This window comes from Gemmatimonadaceae bacterium (genome assembly GCA_040882285.1).
Lineage (GTDB): Bacteria > Gemmatimonadota > Gemmatimonadetes > Gemmatimonadales > Gemmatimonadaceae > JACDCY01.
Map to the genome: position 1 here is coordinate 36,193 of JBBEBQ010000008.1, position 24,078 is coordinate 60,270.

The following is a 24,078-nucleotide window of genomic DNA, read 5'->3' on the forward strand; positions in this document are numbered from 1 at the left end:
GACGCGAACCATCTTTCGTTGCGTAATCAAGACAATGCATGAAGCAGAACGGCTATGCAGATGGGGGCTGCGATTTGCATCGTCCATTGTGCCGTCCATTCGGGGAATCCCTGGGGACCGAATTGTGGAGGCATGGCGTGAGCACTGCGACAAAGCGAAGTAGCGACGCGGCTGTTCAATCCGTCGAAGTGACTGATGAGCTGATCACCGCCCGGCTTGCGGACGGCCGCAGGATCAGTGTGCCGCTCGCCTGGTCCTGGCGCCTGTCCGACGCGACCCCGGAGCAGCGTCGCAAGTACGAGATTCTCGACGAAGGCCACGGAATACGCTGGCCGGAGATCGACGAGGACATCAGCGTCCGAGGGATGCTCGAAGGAACGCCGGCCCACCGTCCATCTGGAAGTGCGTCATGAGCATCGAAGCTACGCTGTGCGTTTCTTCGGCCTGATCTTGAGATACGCTTTGAGCGCACGACTCACCGAGCGCGAATCGGGAAACTCCGCCGCCAATTCTGGGTCGAGCGCTGATGGTTGTGCGTCACCCCGCCTTTCGTTTTGCGATCAGCTCGCGAACGGCGGGGACGAGCTCCACCGGGACTTCCATCGCGGTGTGCGTCGGGGGCTCGAATGCCGCCTCATCCTCGGCGACCGCCTCTTCGGCCGACTGCTCCTCGTAGTGCTGGAGCACGCGGCGAACCCGGTCTGCATTCCATCCATTGGGAAAGCTGGAATCGCTCATGATTTTTTCCTGCGGCGGCGCCTTAGGGCCAGCAGGGCCTTTGCGCCGAGGTCAAATGCGGTGATACAGAATACGGAGTCTGGCGCCGGGTCCGCAACGTATATCACTCGAAGATACCGCCCGGCCCGCGTTTGACCGATTGCGACCCGAGAGCCGTCGCGTCCCGGGCGGTCCTCCATCGGCCGCCGGAGAACATCTTCGGCCTCTGTCTCACGGACGTGGTGGCGGTGGATGTGCGGCCGGCCCGTTTCCGGATCGATGTAGAAGCGAACGTTCATCGAAGAGTCAGGATGCTGGAGCCCGAAGCAGTTATCGGGAGCATCCGACAAGAAGCGCTGTTGCAGGCGATTTACTACAAGCGTTCGACTTCGATCGTACGTACTTTGACGCCAGGTCCGGCTGGTTGACCGGAACACCCGAAATCGATAATCTCGTCGCATTCCCTGGAAGAGATGGCTCCCTCCGCCCCCCTGGAAGTGCGTCATGATTACCAGCGCGATCTGGCCGCTGCTGTTCCCCGCCGTCCTCGCAACGACTCCCCACGCCGACTCGGTCCCGCTGTACACCGACCTCGGCGCGCACCACATGCCCATCAGCACGCAGGTGCCCGCGGCGCAGCGGTACTTCGATCAGGGGATGCGCCTGGTGTACGGCTTCAACCACGCCGAGGCCGTCCGCGCGTTCGAGGAGGCCGCCCGGCTGGATCCCGACTGCGCGATCTGCCACTGGGGCTCCGCGCTCGCTTACGGTCCGAACATCAACGCGCCGATGGACTCCGCGGGCGGCGCGGCTGCGTGGGCACATCTCCAGATGGCCATCGCGCTCCAGGACAAAGCGTCTCCGCGCGAACGCGCGCTGATAGACGCACTGGCCGGGAGGTACGCATCGCCGCCGCCCGCCGACCGCGGCGCGCTCGACTCGGCGTACGCCAGCGCAATGGCGGAAGTGGTGGCCCGCTACCCGGAGGATCTCGACGTCGCGACGCTGTACGCGGAGGCGCTGATGGACCTGCGGCCGTGGGCGTACTGGGCGAAAGACGGTGAGCCGTACCCGGGCACCACCACGATTCTCGCGCAGCTCGAGCGTGTGATGAGGAGGAATCCGGACCATCCCGGGGCGTGCCACTACTATATCCATGCCGTCGAGGCCGTCGCGCCGGAGAAGGCCGTGCAGTGCGCAGAGCGGCTCGCGTCCTTGATGCCGGGCGCGGGGCACATCGTGCACATGCCCGCGCACATCTATATCAGAGTGGGTCGCTACAACGACGCGATCGAGAGCAACATCCACGCGACGCACGCCGACGAGACGTACATCGCCGGCGAGAAGCCGTCGGGCATTTACCCGGTGGGATACTACCCGCACAACTACCATTTTCTCGCCATGGCGGCGATGATGGCGGGGCGGAGCGCGCAGACCATCGAGGCCGCGCGGAATCTCCGCGATCGGGTGCCCGTGGACGTCGCGCGCGCGGTGCCGCCGCTGGAGCCGCTGATTCCGTACACGCACCAGATGCTCGCCACGTTCGGGATGTGGGACGAGGTGCTGCGCGAGCCGGTGCCGCCGGCGGATCTACGCCTGTCGTTCGGGCTCGCCCAGTACGCGCGGGGAATCGCGTTCGCCGCGAAACGGGACTGGGCGTCCGCCGCCGCTGCGCTCGACACCGTGACGGCGATCGCCCGCGGCACGTCTCCGGCGGACCGGACGGCGATGTCGTCGGGCGCGGGTGAGAACAAGATCATCATGGACATCGCGATGCACGCGCTCACTGCGGAGATCGCATATCAGCGTGGCGATTTCGCGGACGCGGTCGCGCACTTCACGGTGGCGGCGGAGCTGGAGGACAGCTTCAACTATGTAGAGCCCCCGCAGTGGGCGACGCCGATCCGCCGAGCACTTGGCGCCGCGCTGCTAAAGGCAGGCCGGCCGGCGGACGCGGAGCGGGTTTACATGGAGGACTTGCGGCGTTTCCCGGAGAACGGCTGGTCGCTGCACGGGCTGGCCGCGAGCCTGCGGGCGCAGGGCAAGGCAGCGGAAGCGGCCGCGGTGGACGCGCGGCTGGCCGCGGGGTGGCGCGGGGCGGACGTGGTGCTGGCTGGGTCGAGGTTCTGACAGACTGAGGACGTCAGGCGCCCTACGCCGCGCTGAACCTTTTGGTCGCTCTCCTTTTGCAGCTTACGCGAAGAGGAGTCGACCCTTCGGCTTGGGGATGGGGCGGCCCAGCTCGCGCGCCGAATCAATCCACGCGCGGATCGCCACCCCGCCGGCCTGCAAGGCCGCTTCATAAGTCGGCCTGTCAGCGGCGCACCCGGCGAGTTCCGGTACCTCGGCGATGATCGCCTGATCCGGCTCCGACCAGTAGAGAATCACTTCGTACCGGTGCTCAGGCATCATCGGCTGGAGCGGGGCATCTCGAAATATTTTTCTACGCTGCGCGGAGGGGTGCGAGGTCCGCGCGCGTCACGGGCGCGGCGCCGAGTCCGCGCAAGACACGGTTGAGCGCGGTGACCGTCACACGAGTTGGCGCCGTGATTTCGATCCCGATCGCGCGACCGTCAGCCGCCATGTCTATCACCAGGCCCGGCTCGACGCGGCGCGTCCTGGCGCTCCGGTCGCGAGCTCGTCGGGGCAGGTAGAGATACGCCGCCAAGGCCCGGCCATGCCGGAATGTGACTTCGAGGTACGATCCGTTCGTGGCGCTCATGGCGTAAGAGGATAGGCGGTGATGATGACCAATCGTTCCAGCTCCGCATCCGGCTCAACGATGACTTCCCACCGTCGGCGCCGGAGTCGGGCAGAGACGATCCAGCGACCCGATTCGAGGCTTCTCCGGACGCGGGTCCCTGATTGGAGCATACCACGAAGATCGAGTTCTGTGAAGTCGCGGTCGGCCATGCGCTTGACTGCGTGTGGGCTGAGCTCCAGTTCCCACGCCAGCCAGGCAAGCCGCCTATTCATGGACATCTCGCGTTTCCTGAGTAGGGCCAAGCACGAGCCTCTCTAACGCCGGTATAGCTCGGATTCCTGGATGCCGGAGAATACAGCGATTGACCCTGAAAGCGGAATCAAGGCCTCCCTTCGGCAGCCATTCCATTGCTGCGGAGGAGGATGAACTACTGCAGCTCGATGCGGCTATTGACGGCGTAGGCGTGGTCGGCCGCGCGGAAGTCGTCCTCGCTGAAGTTGGACGCCCACTGGACGCGCGAGCGGTTCATCAGCATCTGCTGCCGCGGGCGATTCAGCAGAGGCGCGTAGGGCCCGGCGAGGAACGGGATCATGCGCTCCGACGGCCAGAGCATCCGGTCCACGACGAACGTCGGGCAATTCCAGACGCCGGCCGCCGCGGTGAGCCGCGCGATCTCCGGAATCTTCAGCGTGTCGGCGTGGCGCCAGGCGAGGATGCGCGACTGCAGGTCGGGCCCCGTCGCCGCGTTGATCTCTCGCGGGAGCAGCATGTGCAGGTAGCCGCGGCCGTGCTCGATCGTGCGCATGCCGTTGGAGAGGACGCCTTCGATCCCCACGTCGAAGGGCACGTGCCCGACGACGTCCATGCCGCGCTCACGCGCGGCGAGCACGATCCCGGCGTAGGCATCGGCCGAAAGGTGGTTGTAGATCTTGATGAAGTCGAAGCCCGCGGCGCGTTGCGCTTCGACTTCGCGGGCGCCTTCTTCGGCGGTCGTTACGTGGCGGCGGCTCGCGGTGACTATCGAGCCGTAGCCGGCGGGCGGCGGGCTCTCGACGATGGGCCCGCCGACGACGAGGGTGGGTCCGAGACGCCGGCCCGTACGCACTTCTTCGCGCAGGCGGAGCTGCTGCCTGTTGCCCGCCATCACGCGGAGCGTCGTCACTCCCGCCGCCAGGTACAGTGGGAAGTCGCGCGGCTGCGGATGGGTGTGCATGTCTATGAGGCCGGGGATGAGAAATCGTCCCGTCCCGTCCACGACGATCGCGCCCGGCGGCGCGACTGCAGCTTCGGCCGGGACTACGCGGGCGATCCGGCCGTCCTCGACCACGACCGTGCGCGACGGCAACAGGGCACCGGCGCGCACGTCCACGACGGTGACACCGGCAATGACGAGCGGGGGCGGGCGGGTCGTGTCCTGCGCCCAGGCAGCCGGCGCGAGCAGCAGCGCGGCCGCGATTCCGGTGATTGGGCTAATGCCGGCCATCGCAAGCAAACGACCGCCCTTTTAGGCGGCCGTCAAGTACTAATGGTAGTAGTCGCTGGACTATCCGTCGATCTCCAACACCACCTGCGTCCACTGATTGTTGGCGAGCGTGACGTAGTGGATGGCTGCGCGTCGGCGCGGGCGCGTCGCGGAACATCTGCATGTCGACACGCAGCACACGCATGCCATTGAGGCGTGCCTCGGTGGGAAACGTGACGGCGGCGGTTCCCGTCGAGCGCCACGCGTGGGGTCGCGTCATGCCGTCGAGCGTGCGGCTGGCGAGGACCGGTTTCCGAAGCCATGTGCATTCGGCGGAGTGCTCGAAGGCGATCGGTAGGAGCGCCCGGTGCGGGGCTTGCGCGAGCGTGACTGCCGGCGCAATGGCGCAAACAAGGAAGGCGACCTGGGGAACGCATCTCAATGACTCAACACGCACGCATCTACGATCAAAAACACTTCATCCCCCAAGCTCCACCGAGGTGTCTCCTGACTGCATCGCTTATTGTGACCATACGGGTGCCAGAAAGATGGGCGGCGTTCACGCTCCCCTCCGGACTGCAGCCACGGCCGCGAAATCCGTGCGATTGGCGCTCCATCGTCACGACGTCGCTTGTCCAGGTTCCGCAGCTGGGGCGGCGCCAGCTTTAGAGGCGAATCGTGTGAAAAAAACAGCGATCATTTATCCCTGGGCAGCTAACGGCACAATCCGATATAACCTGCCTCATAGCATGTGTGATGCTGATTTCATCAAGCGGAACCAACGTCAGCAACACTCGCTGTAACTTGTCGACAGCGGGTTGCCCATCGTGCCCGTAGGCATAGAGTTGCAAGCGATCACCAGCGTCTTCAAGCGGGGCCAAGCCAGTAGCATCGGTCCATCCGACGGTACGCAGGCGCTGTGCTGAGTCATCCGCAGCTACTAGTGCCGCCGAAAAACGAAGATGTGGGCCCTGATCAGAATACGTCAGAAACGCCTTTTGGATAATCCGCGTGAGCTCATTCACGAAGGGGTCGAAACGGCCACTCACGGGTCCTTTGGCGGCGATTAGTTGCTTTGCCATGCAGTCGACATCGTCACAGATGTCTTTCCGTCCCGTCGTTGCCAAGACGGTTCGCTCGTCTAGAACAAGAAACTTCGGAACGTCCTCTGCGACGATCAGCACTGTTTCGTCGGGCTGAGGCTGCGAGACCCTGCCGTCTGACGCCACCACGGCCAAGCATGAGTTCTGCACGATTAGCACTAGACTCATCGCCGCCGGCCGGTTGATTTTCCGGTCACGTCCCGAACGCCAGCAAGAGTTCGGAACCTTGCCAAGTGGCGCCTTCGCGACTTGGTAGTGGCGCATCGCTCGTGTCGCGCAATAATTAGAACTCGGATGTGACCTTCCATCCCCACTTGCGAGTGCTTTCGTCTATGAGACGGTCTGCAGCCAGCGCGAAACGCTGTCCAACCATTAACACGTCCCGGAGGACTGGCGCAAGCTGATCCGTGAGGGCGCGGGTCACATCCAGTTCAGGCAGGGCGAACTTCGAGATCAGGATATCGGGAAGGATATAATCAAGATCCATGAAGCCGGTGCCATGGCCGCGGGCGAAGACGTACTCTGGCATCACCAGATCGCGTAGGCCTTCAGGCATGACGTCGTCGTCGTGATGGTAAATGGCTCGGTTGCGCAGCCGTTTTAGTACACCTTCACGAAGGTCTTGCACCCGTTGATCGTTTAATAGCGGGACAAAGTCAATTCTAAAGGTTTCGTGATCTCGGAAATGCTCGCCTAGTCGGTCAGCGAAGCGCAGCGCCTCATATAGCAATGCCCCGAGATATAGAAACGAGCCGATTCGCTGGCGGTTAGAGGCCGGTGCGGGATCCCCGTGCCTATCGAAGGCTGCGCCGACGGAAAAGCGGATGGAATTGGTGATCCGGGCGAGGACCAACAGACGGTGAAACGCAGGGTCGTCCCGCCTAACAGTGAACTGTTCATGTGTCGCGGCTAACCTCCAAGAATTCATCTTACCTTTCGGACAGAGCACGCAGGCGAATCAGTCGGCTGGATACGGCCTGTGCTCATCGGTGCCAGGCGTTTCGGATTGAGAACGCTGGAGAGTTTTTCAGCTCCTTGATCATCTTATCGCTAGACCCAGCATAATCGTTAGTGAGAGACGTTCCCTGCTCGTCAAGAACTTATTTTGTGTTGAACTGTAGACGTCATGTCCCGATCCTGCGGCTCAAACATTCGCCCGATCTTGCGCGGGGCACGCTTCCTAGTCTGAATGTCAGTGGCAGACCTCGATCCGATGGCACCGGCCATCTCTCGACGCATGGCGTTTTCGCCCAGGACTCCTAATCGCTCAACTCAACATGGAGCGTCGTTCCAAAATATTCTGGCTTTCTAACCATACTGCGGCGCTCGCGGCGGACTTCGAACGCCTTCCTGGCGCTCTCCAAAATGGGATGAAACATCGCGGCTATTTCCTCGGCAGTGGAGGTATTAACGAGACGCGAGAGAAAATGCTGCTCCGTTTGAGGTCCACCATGGAAGATGGCGACTCGCAGGTGTTCCTTGGCTTCGTCGGTTAGTGCTCCGTCAGCTAGGAAAATAAGATTGGCTACTAGGTTGAGCCGTGCGCTCCAGTTTTCCGGTACTGTTGCCAGTTCAAGACGAAGGTAAGTGACCGCGGCAGCGTACCGACCGACGCTGTTCGAACGGAGGGCGAGCTCCGTGGAGGCACTGGGGGTCAGAGACCAGGCGCTTAGGGCCCTTTCGTAAATCCAGGACGGGAGCATGAGTCCCCATTGACTTGCTCTGTTGTGCAGCGCGGTCACCCACCTGTTAACCTGCATCCGAACGCCTACGTACTTCTCCTCGGCTACGCCAGCTCTGAGGCGTTCCACCACGAACCGTATCTTGTCCACAACGAAGTACATCTCGGTGTCGTCCATGGACAGGGCGCGTTGGAATAGCGGGTGCGATCTTGCCCACTGCCCAGAGTAGAAGAGCGCGTCGCCTGCCCAGCGGAACAATTCGGCGTCGTCGCGTTTGAGGGTAGCCGCTCGTTCGTATGCCAAAGCTGCCGCCGCAAAGTCGCTGGCATGATAGAAAGTTAGGCCGATATCTCGGTGCACATACCACCGCTCCTCATACTCTGGGTGCATTGCAAGGAGAACGTCGTAAAAACGGCGAGCATAAGGCGAGTCGACGAACTGCCGGGCCAGGTTATACAAAACATCGGGCGCGAGGCGACCGGCTGTAAGGGCTCGTATCAGTAGCTCAACTGCTACGGAGCGCGACACTTCGGCCGCATGGCGTGCCCCGTTGCGGCCGTATCTCGCTCGCTCCTGAACGAGTGCCATGGTTACGGCGGTTGTGACTGGGCCATCATCAAGAGACTGGTGTATGGCAGCGCGGGCAATGTCGCTTGCCCTTGCGCCTTCCTCGAGCACTGAAGCAAAGGCCATCTGGATTAGCAGTTCTGTCCGGGCGTCTTTATCCAAGTCCGGGTGCTCGAGAAGCGCCAACGAAAGTTCAAGGCCGTGCGCCACGTCGTCCGCGTTGAATAGGCCGAACATGGCCACGATGTGAGCAATCGCGATAGCGGCACGGTTGCTAGCTGGGACGTCAATCACGATCGGTAAGCCTGGGAGGGCGCCGTCCGCCGTTGGGGGTGGCACAATCCTACAGTCTACACTTCCCGAATCGTTGGGCGTTGCGACCAAAAAGAGTGCATCTTCTCGCGGATCAAAACCGTCACCGGCTGCGATTCGGATCGGCAGTACTTGCCTACGCGCAAAGCTCTCGAGGGTAGTTATGCAGGTCTGTTTCCACGCCGCGTATGCAGAACCGTCGTGTTTCTCCGTTTCGGCGAAACTCACCCATAATGGTGCGAGAGCTGTAGCGACGTGCCGCACAGTTTCTTCCATCTCGGCGGCCATTTTAGGTCCAAGACCAGAACGCGCACATCGCGCCAACCAGTTGATCAGCGCTCGCTCTACTTCGTTTACCAAAGTCGCCGTGGTTTCCCATTCCTTCCAGAAAGCGCCTCGGGTAAACGACCCAACTTCTTCAACAAACCCGGTCGTAGCTATTTCTCGGGTGTCGGATGACCGAACGAAAACGAACACCGGCCGGTGCGCCGCACGAGCTTGGCGGTATTCCAGATGGGTTACGCTGAGCCCCTCTGGATTGTTATCCGGCGGAACGTATCCATATCGATCTCCTATCACGAGCACCATCGCGTCTGCCGCCTCCGCTTCGTAGAGGCAAACGATCTGACTAGAATCTTCAAGCGCTGGAAGCGTTTCAGCTCGCAATACTTCGAAAACGTCAAATCTTTCGAGGGAATCAGCCAGAGCCGCTCGTTCAGCGGCGAGGTCGACCATCGTCGAGCTAATAAAAACGCGAATGCGTGGAACTTTCGTTGCGCTCATGTAGCCCAGATGTAGGAGTTTCCAGTCAAGCGAATGACTGTGCCGTCGCTTAGTTTAATCTGTTATGCGCGGGCAGCGCGTTCAGGACATTGATGAGCGCCTCGATCGAGACGGGCATCCGGCGCAGCTCGGCGAGCACGGTGCCCGTTCGTAATTGCCCACAGCGTGATATAGCGCTTGCGCAGGTCCAGCCCAACGAAGGTCATGCGAGCCTCCGGACGAGTTCCCGGCGAAGGGGCGTCTCGCGGCGTCTCGCGGCGACGCACCGCGAGAACCGATGACCTTCACTTTCATATAGTCGCGCTAGTCAACTCGCTAGGCGGCGATTGCCTGGCGAATAGCATCCGCAGCCGCTGCAGCCGACATTCCGTGCACGTCGACGTATCGAAGACCACGCAGAACGAAATCTGCACGGTCCCAGTCGATATGCTTGGGGTCATCGAGAAACACTGGCACGACGCGCTTCCCCATGCCCACCGCAGCTCCGATCTCGAAGTTTAGCCACGTACTCTCCAGTGCCCGGCGCGAAACAAGTAGAACCATTGCCTCAGCGGTAGACAGACCATCTCGGAGGAGCGTCGACCACTGCTCCCCGGAGCCTGCGGTAGATGTCAGGTCGATCACATCTGTGTCTGGTCGCAGGGAAGCTGCGAGTTGATGCGCAAACGCGGCGTCCGCGAGAGTGTAGGAGAGAAACACTTTTTTCACGCGATTCCTCCGGCGGTACCGCGCGCCTTAAGTTGCTCTAGGTAGGCATCGAAATCGTTGAGACGGACGGCATTGATGTCCTCGAGAATCGCCGCACCTTGCTCGCCGGCCCTGAGGTCGGAGATCCACATTCCGTGGAAAACCGCGACCACAGGCTGTCCCTGAACCCATGCAGCGCCAAGCTCAATCCAGACCCACGACCGCTTAGCAGACCAGGGTGTGAAGAGAGCGACGAGCTCGGCACTTTGCGAAAGCTCCCCTTTCACGACCGCTTTGAAATCGGCTCCCTTGGCGATGTCGCGGACGTCCAGGAAAGTCGTGCAGCCGGCCTCCTCGATGCAATGGCCCATCTGCGCGGCGAGCCAAGTATCGTCAGCCCCGTGAGAGATAAACACCTTATATGGCACACGATCTCCGCTGAGTTGCCTTGACGCGGCGGGTTTCGCTGCACGCCTGTCTAGGCGCACCAAAGATCCCGCGTGTTAGCAGCAAATCCACGTTACGCCACACTTTCAGCGCTAGCGGTCTTGAGGTAGTGTACTGACGTATTCGTCCAGGCTGGCGAGCGCCGCGGACACCTCCTTCTGGCGGAGCAGCTCGGGCGGCAGAAGCTCAAGCGTCCTCCTGAAGGTCATCGGGTGCCATGCGGCTGTACACCACTCCAAGGCGTTCTCTATGGCTTCCCCGAACCCAACGTAATTGCCTTGCAGGAGCCGCGCGGTGGCAAGGTCAAAATGACTCCACGGAGCGTTGTATGGCGGGCGAGCCGAGGCTTGTGTTGCCGAGACTCGGTCAGCCCGACGTAGCGCCGAGAGTTGTTGCACGCTCAATTTGAGAACTCCTGCGATGTGCGCTTGCAGGATTATTTGGTTGATGAGTGGGTACGCATGGCCGAACGATGCGTCGCTTGCGGCCGTGTAGGCGGCTAGTGCCTCGTCATAGCGTTCCGCCCGCTTCAGAATCCCGCCGAGTGAGGCAAGTGCATCGAAGTCTGATGGGCGATGCTCCAACGCTCTCATCAGCGACTGTTCGCCAGGAAGCTGATCAGGACCGGAAGCGCGCTGTAGCTTGTTTTCCGCGATCCCGAGTTCTCTGTAAGCCTCCGCATACGTGGGTGCCAGTGTTACAGCGCGTTCGAACATCTGAAGAGCGGCGGTCCAATCGCCCTGTTCTTTGAACACCAATCCTAGCCGTAGACACAAGAAAGCGTTATCAGGAACCTCTCGAATCGCATCTTCAAGTCTCACTCGTGCCAGGCCCCAGTCGCGCTGACGGATTGCATTCTCGGCGTCTCTCACACCGTTCTCGACGAACGCAGGTGCGGCCTGCTGTTGGCGCAACGCGGCTTGCACCGGGCTGTCGAGCCGATTCTCTCGAAGAGATTCTGTGAGAACTCGGGTAATTAGTTGGCGTGACTCATCTGCTCGATCACTCGGCTCAGAATCGTACGAAAATACACGGGTTTGTCCGATATCGAATGGAATTACGGTGTCAGGTTGCCGGAATATCGCTGTGCCGCTTGCATGCGCTCGATGACGATGGCCGAGCTCATATGCCACGTTGAAGCTTAGTCCGGTGATGTCGACTAGCGTAAACCGGGAGTACTCGAGTAGCTGATACATCTCCGCCGTGATAATGCCACTCACAAATTCTTGGTCACATCTGTGCGGCGTGAGGTAGCCCGCGCCTGGTTCCGGGAGCGGCGTCGCGCCGATAGCAGGCCGAAACACATTCTCGTAGATGAAGTCGAAGTCGACCACATGAGGCCGGCGCCAAGGCCGATACCAGCGCCGCAGAGTTGCCCCCATCTCGACCTTACCGAAGGGCATCACCACGAAGCAAATGCGAGAGTAATCCGCAGCCGCCACGCGCGATCCCCGTTAGAGTGTGTTCACTACTTCGATTTGCACACCTAGGCGCTGGGCGGCGTCGGCAAACTCGGCGGTGAGATCCTCATCTCCTCGCTTAGCGCCCTCCCAAATTATTACTGCCAGCGGTGTGGCCTGACTTACTTGAGCGAAGGCCATCACTTCGCGCCAAATAGCATCATTTACAGCCCTATAAGCCGCGACGGAGTCGCCTTCGCAGTTTAGAACATGAAGCCGTCCTGCTGCCTCCGCCGATGATATGACGCTATCGAACATCGGGCCCCATCGGGCGTCCGGCCGGTCAGTTACTGAAGTCTTCTTGAATTGAGCTGGGGCAAATGGGAGAACGATCGTGCTCCCTATTCCCCGTCGTTCGGCTAGCGTGAGAGCTAAGAGGTCGGCTCCGCAGGCTGCTGACGATACTAGGCGATGCGGCTTCCACGCAGCGAAGTGCCGCTCCAGTTTTGTTTCTACTTTCGGAACGGATTTTAAAGGAAACCGGGCGATGCGGGCGCCCTCGGCGTCGATTCTGCGGCCAGCGACGCCAACTACGCTGGACATCAATAGGTATTCTTCGCCGCGCGAAGTGCTTCCACGATGCGGTCTCTTTCAAAGCTTGTGGCCCACGCGGTGCCGACATTGAGGAGACCCGGCGGAGTGACGTTCGCCTTTCCCAGCTTTACGCCCGCCAGTCTCAGCTTAATATCGGACTCTTTAGATCGATCGATTTCCCACGTCATCCACTTGCTTTTGTGGCTCTTCTCTCCGACAAGTACGAGCAAATGTGTCGACGTTTTCATCATGCGCGTGAGCGACTGCTTCACGACGGAGGCATCGGTACTGTCGATAGCCACATCCGGACCGCGGCTGTCGAACTCGAAGTCGAACTCAGGGTTCGCATTCCATGCCAGAAGTAGCCGCTTGTAGTGAGCGTCGTCGGAGTGGTCGTAGCTAACGAATACCTTTTGCTTTGCCATTTCAGTCACCTCGTTCACCGTTAGATGTTAGTGCTGCAAATCGATATACCTCGCCCGTGTGACGTGCCGCCGCACCAATGAACTGCGGCGAAGCATCCTAATTGTGAGTATACTCGGCGCATCGCTGGCGCTTGCTCCATCGCCATCCAAACAAAACGACCGCCCTTTCAGGCGGTCGTCAACTACTAATAGTAGTAGTCCTGCCTTAGCCTACTCCCCCGACGCCTTCCTCCGCCGCGGCGGACTCGACTTCTTCGCCGCCGTTCGCTGCTTCTTCGCCGCGATCTCGACCGGCACGATGTCCGGAAGGATTTTGTTTATTCGTTGACGATGATTCCAAGAGTCGGGTTCACGCTCGCACGGCACAGATCAGGATGTTACATGTGCCAGCGCGCCGTGTACGCAGCACACAACTGGTTAAGCATGCGATCGTACTCCGTGTCCACATCAATTCCGCAAGTATTGGGACGCGGAATCGAGGGCGGGTTGACGTTGTCTATGTTCACCGGCACGAGCAGCACAAAGTCGTATCCAGCGACGTGCGTGTGACCTGGCTTTCGCGTGGGAAGCTTCTGGAGCATGGAGATTGTCTTTGCCGCGTCGGTCGCGGAATTCCGGCTAATCGCCCAGGAGAATTCGGTCCATAGCGTTTCATCGCCGGATGAGAGGCGGGGAAGAACCTTCGCGACAAATTCGTCTTCGCGATCTCTGAAGAACGGATGGACCTGGTCGGGGATGTTCAGCACCCGCTGGGCTAGACCTACCAGAACAGTGGCGACAAGGAGCGCTTCGGGGCGAGCGGAGTGAATGGCTCCGAGTACCTTGCTGAGGTCGTCGAACCTGTTGGTCCGGTTCCGGTGCGCGGTGATTACCGACTTATTTTCTAGTGCGATTCTGACGCCAGGGATGTGCAGCTCTCCCGCCGGCCCGGGCTCTCCCACGAAAAGGTCAATCTTCCGCAGCCGGTCGCCGGGCGAGCGAACATTGATCCACACCTTCACGATCCCGGCGTCCACGTCCGACTTCAGCGGCGCGCAGCGCTCCAACAGATCCTTGTAAAGTGCATTGCTGACGACGTCCGAATGCCCTTCGAGCCGGTGGTTGTGGTAGCCAGCTTCTGCAACCGCGACGATCGCCTCGTCGAACGGCGTGGTCACGCGGTAAGCTTGTGGGCGGGGCCAGCCTCGAAGAGATCGTCCTGGATTGCGGGCGCGAATGTCTCCGGAACGGGCAGGCGCTTGAGGATGTGCGACTGCATCCGGAGGTAGTCTTTCGCTGCGCGCTGGCAGTGATCGCGGAGCCATTGCTGTGCCGGGGGCGCATTGAGATAGGCCGCGAGCTCCGTGATCCGGCTCGGATCGGCCGGGACGATGTAGTAGACCGAGTGGCGGGGCACGATCCGCCCTTGTTCGTCGGGGACGAAATACGGGGCGACTCCAATATCCTTGCAGAGCAGTTTGGGACGGAGCAAGTCCCCGAGCGGGGGCGTCTCATGGAACGCATACCATGGCTTTCGTTCGACACAGGTGCGCGCGAGCAACTGTGCGCGGCGGGCGGGCTCCGCCAGATAACCTCCCAGCTCGCCGAGCCTATGCTCGGGGAGCAGCTTCCCGTTTCGGTCGTATGGCACGAGCATCGAATGACTTTCGACCGGCGGGCGATCTGGCTCGAGATGTCGCCCGGCAATCGTGGGATACGCGAATTCCTTAAGCCCTTCGTCCAGCTCGGAATTCCGCACGACGAAAACGGAATCCGCTCCGGTCGCGACGCCGCAGCTGATGCGAAGACAGATGTCGCCGAGCGTAAGGGTGTCGGCGTCATGCTCCGCGCCGAGTACGGCAGGCAGCCAGGAGCTTGAATCGGACGGTAGCCGCACCCTGCGGGCGGTGTCATCCCGAAGACGAACCAGCGTTTCGGCGCGCGGCCGCTCCTTGACGACGGTGGATACCAGCGGATACGTGACAAGGTTGCCGAACGTAGCTTCGTCCAGGAAGTGCAGCTCTTCTATAGTGTTGCCGTGGAGAAGGCTCCGGAGCGGCGCCGCGGTCCGGACGTAGAGGAATTTTTCGGGCGTGATATAGACAAGCCGGCCGCGCGGGTTCAGCAGACTCAAGGCGCGTTCGAAAAAGAGCAGGTAAAGATCGAACCGGCCCTGTGCTGTCGCGTAGCGCTTCCGGTATTCGGTGCGCTCGACCGGGGAGAGTCCGGTGATGGCAACGTAAGGTGGGTTGCCGATGATGTAGTCGCAAGGATTTGTTGCCGTCAGAAGAAAATCGGCCTCGTGAATCTCGATCTGATCAATTCCGGCGAACCGATCCCGGGAGAACGCAACGCGGGCGGGGTCAGAGTCCACGCCAATGAGACGGGGGAGCGGAACTTCGCGGCTCGCGCACCAGCGGACGACGCCATCGAGGAAGACGCCTGTACCGCAGCCGGGATCGAGGACGGTGGAGCCGGGCGATGGCGGCCCATTTCGAAAAAGCTTCTCGACCATCAGGTCGACGACTGCGGGTGGAGTTAGGGCGTAGCCTTTCATGAGGACGGCTGGGTCCGCTGGGGATTCCTGTAGAGTGCGAGTGCGTCAGGCGTCAAGCGAAAAATCATTCATCAATGATACTGGTGTCGCCGCGTTCCGGCGCAGCCATCGTTTTGCGCCGACCGCGGCCGAATGCCTGTTACGGCGGTTCGCTCCCTTTCTTTTACGCAGTAGATACCATCGCGCGTTTAAGCACGAGGCGCTGGTCCTGGGATCGCACTGCTCAGCTTCTCACTCTTATCTCACCTATCGCTCGCTCACGATTCCTCGGGGCACTGGAGCTTGTGTGCGATCGGCAGAAACAAAGAGAAAAACTTCGTGTAATCAGCGTAGTAGAGATCCCAGTCTGCATTTTCGTAATCTTCTGGATTTGCTATGATATTCTGCCGCACCAATCGGTAACACACAGCATCAGCGACGATCTCAGCGACAAGAATACGGAAGTGCTTTTGCTCCTGGCCTGGGAACCCTGCCGCCTTAGCACCTAGGTATCGTGACAGCGACGGATGGCGCGCGGCGATTTCCAACACATTATTCCGCCAGCGGGAACGCTGGTGTTTCAGATCAATGTCCTCAAGCTGGATTGACAGCTCCGCACCGGGCGGGTGCACGGCTTCGAGTTCGGCCATGGCTTCGCTTCCCGCAGCTGAGACGGTGATGGTTCCCGTGGTGGGCACGCCATCGGATACCAACACGAGCTCGCCCTGGGCGATGCGCAGCTTTTCGTTCGGACGGATGATTCGTGGACCGGATAACTTGAAATGACGGCTTGAAACCGCTACCTGCAATTCCGCCGGCTCTGGAAACGCACTGATGGGCGCGAGAATACGAAGCCGCTTTCTTGAGCCATCCGTATGGAGACGGTATCGCTTGTTCGCGAAGCGCAGAGTGTCGACATCCCTGAATCTGTCGGCTTCCTCTGTGAACACTTCAATCACGCTTTCAGCCACAACGGGCCCAATGCGAGCCCGCACGCCGGATGCGGATGTCTGGTTAACTGCCTTGACGGTCCAAATTGCCCTCAAGACGCCGTCCTGCTGCGGGTGAGGATGCAATGTGACCAACCGTTGGTGCGACTGAACGTCCGCAGTGAGGCACTCGATCTGCACACTCGCGCCGCTTTCAATCTCTGGAAACACTTCTTGGTTCACGGTCAGCCAGAACCTTTGAGAACGTCCCAGGACCATCTGTGCGAACGGCGGGCTGAGCAAGTATCCCCGCGTCCTGAATTGACTTCCTGCTTGGTACCCCTCAGGGTCCCGGGCGACGTCCTCGTCGTCGCCGTAATCTTGCATGAACTTTGCCGCCGCCTTTTCCAGCGCATTCAAACGCCGGCGAGTGGCATCGCTTTCTATCGTGGCTCGCTGGCGCTCTTCTCGTTGCCGCTCCTCTTCGACAAGCGGGCGCAGCCGTTTTAACGCTTCGCGGAACAGGGCCTGGACGAACGGATGTTGTCGAGTTAATCCAGATTGCCGGGAGGGGTCCAGTATCGGTATCGCGTTAGCGCTATCCGGCTGAAGATCCTGCTCGAAGCGGTCGTCGAATTCGTTCCACAGGTCGTCGATGTATGCGCAAGTAAGTCTTCCATGAAACCAGAGCGCATGTGGATCAGTTTCGAGTTCGGGATCAAAGTAGGTGGCCTCGTGTACGCCGTGTCGGGATTTTACCAGGATGCCGCCGAGGCGGAAACGATTGGATTCACGCTCAAACGGCGTCGGTGCTCGAGCGATCACAAGTTTGGCTTGCGCGCCCGTATAACCAGGTATCGAGAATGTTTCCTTTACGCGATCGGTGCTACCGATCTGCGGTGCGCTCAACTGCACGGGTTTTGGACGACTCGAGTCTCGCAGAACGACGGTGCGTTTGGGATCGCTCAGGATGTCTCGGAGTGCCACCATGTGTTGGATGCGAGCGCGCAGCGTTTCGTGCTGAGGGAGAGAGTGATTCGGTCCAACGCTGAGGGAGACAACCGTCCCCGATCCATCGGTAATTCCCACGCTTGAACGGCGAACGGGTGTGGCTTCGTGCGTCCCGTGGGTGCGGAAGACAAAGCCGTCGGTGATTTCAGAAATATGTAACTTGCCGTCGGCGGCCGCGATCGATTCGAATCGTACAGAGCCGAGCGCCGCGATATCTTTTGCTCCGCGTGAATTCGTGCCGCGAACGCTGAGCCCTGCTTCAAGACCGCTCACCCGCCCTCCGGTTCTGGAGAGCTTGTTATCCATATCTACCAGGGTCATGCCATCAGCGAAATCGCGCACTTGCAGCAGCCGCTGTGATTTGCTTCGCTCAATCACTATCTCGATCCGGCCCGCTGTTCCAAGCTTCTGGTAGCGGTCATCTGCATTGGTGACGAGCTCGACGATGGCGTCGTAAACGTCCCGAATAGCGAGACGCGCCTGCTGCATCACTGAGCGCCGATCGCCTACGACATATTTCCCTTGCTCGGGTATTGTGGTCACCTATCGGCCCTGGTGTGCGATGCCCCGTAAGCTTTCCGGCACGCGAGCAGGAATTCGAGGACGTCGGTTTGGTCGGCGACGGTCGCTTTCCCACGGAGACCGTCGAACCGGTTCATCCACACCTCGTCCGGAGCGTCGACGCGGCAACGGAGAAACTCCGCGAGCTCACCGAGCGAGGGGGAGAACGCGCTCGGTTCCGATGAGTACGTGCCGAAAAGCGGGTGCGAACGCAGCCGCGCCAACTCCTTCAGAATTCTCTGACGGTGTGGCTTGGTCCGCGGCTTTTCCTCCAGAGACTCGAACTTACTCGAGTTGTCGCGCACCCATTGAACGCCGGTTTCGGTGAGCATCCAGCCATCAAGCAGAGGACCGCGGTTTGTCTTCGTTGCGTGCCCACGCCCCTCTCCGGAGCGCCCCTCCACCAATGCGCCCCATTGTTCCTTCCGCGCGTCGATTAGAGCTACGCGAACGATATCCTTATCCGGGAAATGTGTATATCTCGTCCAGGAAAACGACGCCGGAAACAGTTCATGGCACTTGGCGGCTATGTCCTCTGTGTGGACGCGTTTAGACTCTCCGCCCAAGAGGCTGAGGACATAGACGGCAAGTTCTCGATTCGGGAAATCCGGCATTCCTAAGTCTTTAAGTCAGCGAATGTTCAGTCAGTTGCGACAGCATTCATCGATAAGCGACCCTGTATCGTTGGTTTACTTGTACGTGACCCGGTGCCCTGACATAGTTCCAGGATCATCTCGTTGTCGTGGATATCGTGGACGTATCCCGGTAGTAGCAAAGGCGCCAATGCCGCCAAGGCGGGGTAGCCCGTTACTTCGGCACGCTGAAGATGGCTAGGCGCTTCTTCCCGAAATTCATGGTTTGCAGGAGGGTACCAACGAAGACGCGTTTCCGCCCGCTCACGGTTGCGAGCCTCCATCCCTTGCCCCTTGTCATTCGCTCACCCTTCCGGGCCTTCTGACCTTTTATACTGATTTCTCCGGCCATTCGTACCTCCCATCGTGAATGTTGATCATGTTCGTGAGCCGACCCGATAGCTCCGGCCGGCCATGCTAATGGAGGGCGAACTCAACGGGGCGCGCCATCGCGTCGCTGCAGACACTTCTGCCAGCAGCAACAGGTAGATAATCAGGCCCTCCAAGTATCTCTCTCAAGTTCTGGCAAGACAGGGCGTGGAGTTTTTTCCAGTGAACCGGCGAGGCGATGCAAGCGGTACCCCCGAGCCGGTCAGTTAGCCAACACGGCTGCGAGACTTCGTCAGTTCCCACTGAAGAATGGCCTGGGAAACCGCGTTGTAGCTGATTCGCCACGCAATTGCATTCCGGCCAACATACTCTGGACGGCTGTTCTCGCGTTCATGCACCTCCTTGATCCCGAGAACGAGTTCTTCGATGCAGAGGTCCAACAGTTCATCTATTGGGACCTTCCAAGAGAAGCTGCCTTTCGGTTTGTTCCAAATCACGTTGGCGCGAAACCCCGCCAAGAGGGGCATCACCCAACCCAACGGGATCCTTCCGTCGACAGTTTCGCCCAAGAAGATGAGCTGGTTTCCACGGTTGCTTTCGCTGCGGACACGGGCGGCTTTGCCAGCCTTGTATCGCCCAATCGGCTGATCAAGAGCCTTTTTCTCGATCAAGTCTCGCAGACGCAAAATCTCGGGCGCACGACTGATAAGCATCCGAAAGCTCTCACCGACTTTGGCATCTGCTGCTTGCTCGGCAAATCGTCGTACAATTCCTTCTTTTCGCCCGAACAGTGCAACAGGGTGCCGCTTGTCATCGTACACACTGCAGTCGAAAACGGCGAGGTAGTAGAGAATCTCCCGGACATCAACGGGCTTGTCCTCATTCATTCGATACGCGATCTGATCGGCGTAGCTCTCACGGGCGATAGCCTTCTGAAGATCTTCAAAATGCTCCCGTAAGTTTTCGAGGCTTTTAAGATCAACTTGTTGGCTCGTGTTCAAGCCACCAGCAATCTCGGCAATCTGGTCGGCTTCCACGCCGACTACAGCCTTGATAAAGACGAACGCCGGCCAGCCATTCTCTGGCGGTGACGCCTGCGCCTCCAGGACCGCATCCAGGGTGTGCGCGCCGTCCACGACTCCGTGCAGCTTTGCGTCATCGAGGGTGAGGATAACTTCATGGCGCTTGTCGTCGAAGGAAATGTCCTCGGCGACGATGGTGATTCCGCGATTGCGCTCGTGGAAACGCTCCGGCTCCTGAGTGACCGTTTGCATGATGGCCTTGTACACGGCGCTCCGCCGATTGACCTCGCGCGGGTTCACGTCGCGCCAGTTCCAAAGATCCCGGGGAAGACTCGAAGCTGGGACATAAAAAACACCGACACGGGAGATCCCGGTCGGCGACGGAATGGAGCGGAACTGCTTGGTGGGGAATCGAAGGGTCGACATGTTTTCTCCCGGCAAACCTCTCGCAATGAGAAGGCCGCCTGATTGCTCGACCTACACATCTTTCGCTGGTACCGAAGTGCACCAAGCGCAGAAGTGAGGTCTGTGAACTGATAAATCATCGGTGACCATGTGTCAACCCTTCTGGTCAGAACCGGTTACTTCTGGTCGCGCCAGTGTATATGGATTTCACCCGGCTGTCTCATAGCGAGAGTGCTGCACACTGATCATTGCGCCTAGCCACTTCTACGCCTGTACAGTGATCGCTGCTATCCTGCTTCAGACGAACAGGTGCTAAGGCCACGCGGGGACGAGGCTAAACTGCCCCCGCGGGCGCGGTTCTGAAGCACGTGCCGTAGGAGTGTCGTCGCGCGCGAAGATGTTCACGACTGCTGTTTCTGCGGCGTCCATCGTTGATGCGGGGAACTCAAGCTTCAGGTTCAGGAGCGAAGGTGCACCTTCTGAAAAGTGACAGCGTCGGTTTACGCTCTCGCCTGGATACGGTGATACGACTGCCGAGCATATAAGCCGGCCACCGAGCCAGAGTTCACGACCGCCCGACCGCGGCCGTAGCCGAAAAGCGACAACCATGCCGGGGGCGCTGACGGAAATGGGCGAGTCAGGGTCCATGACCATGGAGGCGTACCCACCGAGTTGATAAAGGCGCCCCGCTTCATCGCGATAGTCACCATCCACGTGCCAAATGCCGCTAGAGTAAGCGGCCAGGACGACACGAGAGCGGGTTTCTACGGTGGTGTCTGTGATGGCGCGCGCGAGACGTTCACGGAAGGTTCGCGGCGGCATCTGTGCTAAACAATCCGCTGCAGCGAGCGGGATGACTACTGCCATTGCGAGAACGTACCCTCTAAGCAACATCACTACCTCCGAGATTGATCGCGGGTTCGCTGGCGACGTGTTTGCCGGAGTCCCCGAGTGTCTGGTCTGGCTAACGTCGGCGCTCAAGTGCATCGCCCCGTTTGACGTCGCCCGGTGGGAGCGGCCAATCAAGCATCCTCGACCCGGCCGATCTCCTCTTCCGAAAACATGCCCGTCTTCTTGAAGATGCTGCCATCCTGGGAGACGTGCCCCATTTCTTCCTCGGAAAACATGCCTGTCTTTTTGAAAATCCTGCCGTCGCCATCGACGCGATGTCTCTCCTCTTCGCTGAACATGCCGGTCTTCTCGTGCGTATGTCCGGACCCGTCAACGCGTGCTACTTCATCCTCCGAGAACATTCCGGTCTTCTTATAGATTCGCCCGTCGGCGTCAATGCGACCAGCCTCGCTCTCAGAGAAGACGCCCTCCTTTCGATAGAACCGTTGGCCTCGGCGCCCAGCCGCGGAGAGAAGATCATCATCCTGGTGACTCGACCGGGAAGTATTGGTTGAATCGTCCGAGCTTGAACTCGAACCCATACTCATCACCCAGCTGATCAGACCGATGATGAGGATGAGGAGCAGAGCCGCGACGACGACATAGGCGACAGCGGCCAAGAGTGCAACCATCGCCGCCCAGAAGTAGAGGGCAACCGCAAGGCGAACGCCCGACCGGGCGGAGGGATCCGGGATGTTCCTTGTTCTCGTCCAGAGCCACGCAGATCCACCGCCAGCTGGCTGCGCGAAGTACTTGGCGACCTTATTCGATCGGGAGTCGGACCAGGCGCTCACCCTCTGAAACAGCCCCTGTCGGCTGTCGACCCACCGGTTCACCGCATCGCTCTGGAGGGTAGCCGCCATCGCGCCAATGATGGCAGGCCCGAGTCCGAGGATCAGGCTCCATGAGTGACCGGCGAAGGCGGCCGTCGCGATCAGCACAACAGTCGCGAGCGCGGCGAGGATGCGGCTACGATGCTCGCGAACCAGTGACGCGGCGGATACGGCAGTGGGTTCTTGCATGGGCGCCTCCCGCTCGAGTGCCGAGCTCTGTGGTGCGTGGTTTCCGACGTCTAACGGTCAGCATCAGCGGCGGCGCGCAGCGCCGTCCGCTGCGTGCTGTTGGTATGCGGATCGCTGTCTGGCCTACACACGGCGCACCGTGAGACCTGAGTTCGGTCCAGGTGGCAGACCCAGTGCCGGTTCCACTCCCTGCGCGGTGCGAAGATCGTCCAGAAGACTCTGCGCGGGCAGCCGTTGCCCGATCATCGCCTGCGACTCGGGGCGCGGGTTCTGAACCTCCTTGCCGCGGTATACCTCGACATCGGTTCCACCTCGGGCGGCAACGTCAGAGCAGAGGCCGCGTGCGTAGAACCGGTTGAACTCGCCCTCAGCCAGCGTGTCTGCAGCCGTATGGGGAACCTGTGCCGTAGTGAACCCGCCTTTCGGCTTGCGGCGTTGCTCCTCGGTACGCATCAGACCACGGGAGCGAAGAGTCGCGGCGATCCAGGTGTCGTCGTGCTGCTCGAATGCCTCCCGCAAAATCTGTGGCCAGGCGCTTGTCCCTGCCTCGGTCAAACGCGGACTGATGTACAGAGACCCCTTCGCTCGGTCTCGCTCAAGTTCACGGACCATGGCAGTTCGAACAGCCGGGTCAAGGTTCTCGTAGTGAATGCTCATCTTCTCGCTCCTCGTTCACGTTGGTTGCCGCATAACTTCTGATTACACCGCCATGATATACTGCGAAGACCAGGAAAAGTTTGCATGAAGCCCCGCAACACTTGCACATCTCCACGCCTACCTGGCGAGACGCAATCCCGCAGTGTGAAAAGACATCTCTCTTTGACTGCGCTCGGAGAATTTGTGAAAAGCTGCGAAACTTTCGCAGGCTAACTCCGAAGAACACGACGGAGAGTCTTGACGTCGCCAGTCGTTGGCGCATCCCCCGCCAAACAAAACGACCGCCCTTTCAGGCGGCCGTCAACTACTAATGGTAGTAGTCCCTGCGTTAGCTACTCCCCCGACGCCTTCCTCCGCCTCGGTCGGCTCGCCTTCTTCGCCGCCGTCCGCTGCTTCTTCGCCGCGATCTCGATCGGGACAATATCCGGAGTGCCTGACCCGTCGTACGGCTTGGGCTGCTTGTACGTGAACCGCTGACCCTGGAAGTTCCGGAAGATCACCTCGTCGTCATTGATCTCCTCGACGTACTCCGGCAGCAGCGGCACCTTGCCGCCGCCACCCGGCGTATCTATCACGAACTGCGGCACCGCCAGCCCGCTCGTCCACCCGCGCAGCGCCTGGATGATCTCCAAGCCCTTCTGCACGGTCGTCCGGAAGTGCTCGCCGCCGGCGACCTGGTCGGCCATGTATATGTAGTACGGCCGCACGCGCGCCTTCAGCAGCTCGTGCATCAGCTTCATCATCACCTTCGGGTCGTCGTTCACGCCGCGCAATAGCACGGTCTGACAACCCAGCGAGATCCCGGCCTTCGAGAGACGATCAAACGCGGCCACGGCTGCCGGCGTCAGCTCGTCGGGTCCGGAGAGTCTGAAAATCCTGGTCTCTGGTGACGACCACCTAGCTATGCTCCCGAGCTTGGACGGCTGGAAGCTTCGCCAGCACCCCACCGCGATTCCAAAAGTCCTCGCGTAGCACGCTCGGGAATCAGCGGTTTCCGCACGGTGCTGCTGCAGAAACATGGGGTCTCGGCTAGCGCTGCTTCGACGAACGGAAGGGTCGTGTCGTCCCACGCATCCCGGGACAGGTGATATGGAACCGCGAATGCAAAATCCACCATGATGCCGACCACCGCACGATCGGCGGTTTTTGCGACGTGGACCGGCGTCATGGCTCCCAGCTCCGCGTCGATCAAGTCCGGGTGGATACCGAGACGTCCCAGC

The 24,078-nt window shown here is 60.3% G+C and carries 21 protein-coding genes; 2 read left to right on the top strand and 19 right to left on the bottom strand.

Going from position 1 to position 24,078, the window contains the following annotated elements; translation table 11 throughout:
* Positions 1-137 precede the first annotated feature (137 nt).
* On the top strand, positions 138-413 hold the full coding sequence (locus tag WEA80_04920; GenBank protein MEX1185911.1) for a DUF2442 domain-containing protein: 276 nt from the start codon (positions 138-140) through the stop codon (positions 411-413).
* A gap of 124 nt (positions 414-537) precedes the next feature.
* Here the strand turns inward: WEA80_04920 and WEA80_04925 are convergent, their stop codons facing one another.
* On the bottom strand, positions 538-738 hold the full coding sequence (locus WEA80_04925; protein MEX1185912.1) for a hypothetical protein: 201 nt from the start codon (positions 736-738) through the stop codon (positions 538-540).
* Positions 739-1,221: 483 nt separating this feature from the next.
* Between WEA80_04925 and WEA80_04930 the strand changes: the two genes are divergently transcribed.
* Positions 1,222-2,847: a hypothetical protein gene (locus WEA80_04930; GenBank protein ID MEX1185913.1), complete on the top strand. Its 1,626-nt coding sequence runs from the start codon at positions 1,222-1,224 to the stop codon at positions 2,845-2,847.
* A gap of 63 nt (positions 2,848-2,910) precedes the next feature.
* On the opposite strand, the gene WEA80_04935 is transcribed toward WEA80_04930, so the two are convergent.
* From WEA80_04935 to WEA80_05020, 18 genes are all read right to left on the bottom strand, one after another.
* Positions 2,911-3,126 carry a type II toxin-antitoxin system HicB family antitoxin gene (locus WEA80_04935; GenBank protein MEX1185914.1) on the bottom strand — a complete coding sequence of 72 codons (216 nt, stop codon included), beginning with the start codon at positions 3,124-3,126 and terminating at the stop codon, positions 2,911-2,913.
* A 34-nt stretch (positions 3,127-3,160) separates the two neighbouring features.
* Entirely contained in the window at positions 3,161-3,439 is a 279-nt protein-coding gene (locus WEA80_04940; GenBank protein MEX1185915.1) for a DUF2283 domain-containing protein, read from the bottom strand.
* A gap of 409 nt (positions 3,440-3,848) precedes the next feature.
* On the bottom strand, positions 3,849-4,904 hold the full coding sequence (locus tag WEA80_04945; protein MEX1185916.1) for a hypothetical protein: 1,056 nt from the start codon (positions 4,902-4,904) through the stop codon (positions 3,849-3,851).
* A gap of 644 nt (positions 4,905-5,548) precedes the next feature.
* The gene (locus tag WEA80_04950) at positions 5,549-6,067 is read right to left on the bottom strand and encodes a hypothetical protein (GenBank protein MEX1185917.1); all 519 of its coding nucleotides are present in this window, start codon (positions 6,065-6,067) and stop codon (positions 5,549-5,551) included.
* A 202-nt stretch (positions 6,068-6,269) separates the two neighbouring features.
* Positions 6,270-6,839, bottom strand: coding sequence for a hypothetical protein (locus WEA80_04955; GenBank protein MEX1185918.1), 570 nt, complete (start codon positions 6,837-6,839; stop codon positions 6,270-6,272).
* 406 nt (positions 6,840-7,245) lie between these two features.
* A complete protein-coding gene (locus WEA80_04960) occupies positions 7,246-9,330 on the bottom strand; it encodes a DUF4062 domain-containing protein (GenBank protein ID MEX1185919.1) in 2,085 nt (694 codons plus the stop codon).
* A 315-nt stretch (positions 9,331-9,645) separates the two neighbouring features.
* Entirely contained in the window at positions 9,646-10,038 is a 393-nt protein-coding gene (locus WEA80_04965; GenBank protein ID MEX1185920.1) for a toll/interleukin-1 receptor domain-containing protein, read from the bottom strand.
* Positions 10,035-10,445, bottom strand: coding sequence for a toll/interleukin-1 receptor domain-containing protein (locus WEA80_04970; GenBank protein ID MEX1185921.1), 411 nt, complete (start codon positions 10,443-10,445; stop codon positions 10,035-10,037). The genes WEA80_04965 and WEA80_04970 overlap by 4 nt, the downstream gene beginning before the upstream one ends.
* Before the next feature lie 111 nt (positions 10,446-10,556).
* Positions 10,557-11,906 (bottom strand): tetratricopeptide repeat protein, encoded by a 1,350-nt coding sequence (locus WEA80_04975; protein MEX1185922.1) that lies wholly within the window; start codon positions 11,904-11,906, stop codon positions 10,557-10,559.
* Positions 11,907-12,466: 560 nt separating this feature from the next.
* Positions 12,467-12,901, bottom strand: a complete 435-nt coding sequence (locus tag WEA80_04980) for a TIR domain-containing protein (GenBank protein ID MEX1185923.1) — start codon at positions 12,899-12,901, stop codon at positions 12,467-12,469.
* 359 nt (positions 12,902-13,260) lie between these two features.
* Positions 13,261-14,040, bottom strand: coding sequence for a hypothetical protein (locus WEA80_04985; protein ID MEX1185924.1), 780 nt, complete (start codon positions 14,038-14,040; stop codon positions 13,261-13,263).
* Positions 14,037-15,419, bottom strand: coding sequence for an Eco57I restriction-modification methylase domain-containing protein (locus WEA80_04990; protein ID MEX1185925.1), 1,383 nt, complete (start codon positions 15,417-15,419; stop codon positions 14,037-14,039). Before WEA80_04990 ends, WEA80_04985 begins: the two co-directional genes overlap by 4 nt.
* A gap of 257 nt (positions 15,420-15,676) precedes the next feature.
* Complete coding sequence (locus WEA80_04995; protein ID MEX1185926.1) at positions 15,677-17,881, bottom strand: hypothetical protein; 2,205 nt, start codon at positions 17,879-17,881, stop codon at positions 15,677-15,679.
* Positions 17,878-18,513, bottom strand: a complete 636-nt coding sequence (locus WEA80_05000) for a hypothetical protein (GenBank protein ID MEX1185927.1) — start codon at positions 18,511-18,513, stop codon at positions 17,878-17,880. Before WEA80_05000 ends, WEA80_04995 begins: the two co-directional genes overlap by 4 nt.
* A gap of 614 nt (positions 18,514-19,127) precedes the next feature.
* Positions 19,128-20,309, bottom strand: coding sequence for an AIPR family protein (locus tag WEA80_05005; GenBank protein ID MEX1185928.1), 1,182 nt, complete (start codon positions 20,307-20,309; stop codon positions 19,128-19,130).
* 1,001 nt (positions 20,310-21,310) lie between these two features.
* Positions 21,311-22,201 carry a hypothetical protein gene (locus WEA80_05010; GenBank protein ID MEX1185929.1) on the bottom strand — a complete coding sequence of 297 codons (891 nt, stop codon included), beginning with the start codon at positions 22,199-22,201 and terminating at the stop codon, positions 21,311-21,313.
* 123 nt (positions 22,202-22,324) lie between these two features.
* Positions 22,325-22,858, bottom strand: coding sequence for a hypothetical protein (locus WEA80_05015; protein MEX1185930.1), 534 nt, complete (start codon positions 22,856-22,858; stop codon positions 22,325-22,327).
* Between the two features lie 332 nt (positions 22,859-23,190).
* Positions 23,191-23,691: a hypothetical protein gene (locus tag WEA80_05020; GenBank protein ID MEX1185931.1), complete on the bottom strand. Its 501-nt coding sequence runs from the start codon at positions 23,689-23,691 to the stop codon at positions 23,191-23,193.
* Positions 23,692-24,078: the final 387 nt, after the last annotated feature.

Coding starts and splice junctions, on each gene's coding strand:
- WEA80_04925 (MEX1185912.1), bottom strand. CDS start 738: ATGAGCGATTCCAGCTTTCCCAATGGATGGAATGCAGACCGGGTTCGC.
- WEA80_04930 (MEX1185913.1), top strand. CDS start 1,222: ATGATTACCAGCGCGATCTGGCCGCTGCTGTTCCCCGCCGTCCTCGCA.
- WEA80_04935 (MEX1185914.1), bottom strand. CDS start 3,126: ATGCCTGAGCACCGGTACGAAGTGATTCTCTACTGGTCGGAGCCGGAT.
- WEA80_04940 (MEX1185915.1), bottom strand. CDS start 3,439: ATGAGCGCCACGAACGGATCGTACCTCGAAGTCACATTCCGGCATGGC.
- WEA80_04945 (MEX1185916.1), bottom strand. CDS start 4,904: ATGGCCGGCATTAGCCCAATCACCGGAATCGCGGCCGCGCTGCTGCTC.
- WEA80_04960 (MEX1185919.1), bottom strand. CDS start 9,330: ATGAGCGCAACGAAAGTTCCACGCATTCGCGTTTTTATTAGCTCGACG.
- WEA80_04990 (MEX1185925.1), bottom strand. CDS start 15,419: ATGAAAGGCTACGCCCTAACTCCACCCGCAGTCGTCGACCTGATGGTC.
- WEA80_05000 (MEX1185927.1), bottom strand. CDS start 18,513: ATGCCGGATTTCCCGAATCGAGAACTTGCCGTCTATGTCCTCAGCCTC.
- WEA80_05005 (MEX1185928.1), bottom strand. CDS start 20,309: ATGTCGACCCTTCGATTCCCCACCAAGCAGTTCCGCTCCATTCCGTCG.
- WEA80_05010 (MEX1185929.1), bottom strand. CDS start 22,201: ATGCAAGAACCCACTGCCGTATCCGCCGCGTCACTGGTTCGCGAGCAT.
- WEA80_05015 (MEX1185930.1), bottom strand. CDS start 22,858: ATGAGCATTCACTACGAGAACCTTGACCCGGCTGTTCGAACTGCCATG.